Here is a 227-nt window from a genome sequence, read left to right as displayed (position 1 = left end):
TGGCGTCCCCTAGGGGACTCGAACCCCTGTTACCGCCGTGAAAGGGCGGTGTCCTAGGCCACTAGACGAAGGGGACAAAAACCTTCTATTTGATCAGCGCTGAGTGCTGATCGATTCAATGCCGGTGTGGCCAGGCAGTGAACCTAAAATTTGGTGGAGCTAAACGGGATCGAACCGTTGACCTCTTGCATGCCATGCAAGCGCTCTCCCAGCTGAGCTATAGCCCC

At 55.9% G+C, this 227-nt stretch carries 2 tRNA genes; both read right to left on the bottom strand.

Features of this window, described 5'->3' with window-relative positions:
- Positions 1–76: transfer RNA gene (locus GHO32_RS26395), tRNA-Glu, on the bottom strand.
- A 75-nt stretch (positions 77–151) separates the two neighbouring features.
- Positions 152–227, bottom strand: a tRNA-Ala gene (locus tag GHO32_RS26390).

Source organism: Pseudomonas sp. FSL R10-2189 (assembly GCF_009600325.1).
Taxonomy (GTDB): Bacteria; Pseudomonadota; Gammaproteobacteria; order Pseudomonadales; family Pseudomonadaceae; genus Aquipseudomonas; species Aquipseudomonas helleri.
The sequence above is the reverse complement of the archived record's forward strand: the minus strand, read 5'-3'. Positions and strand labels throughout refer to the sequence as shown.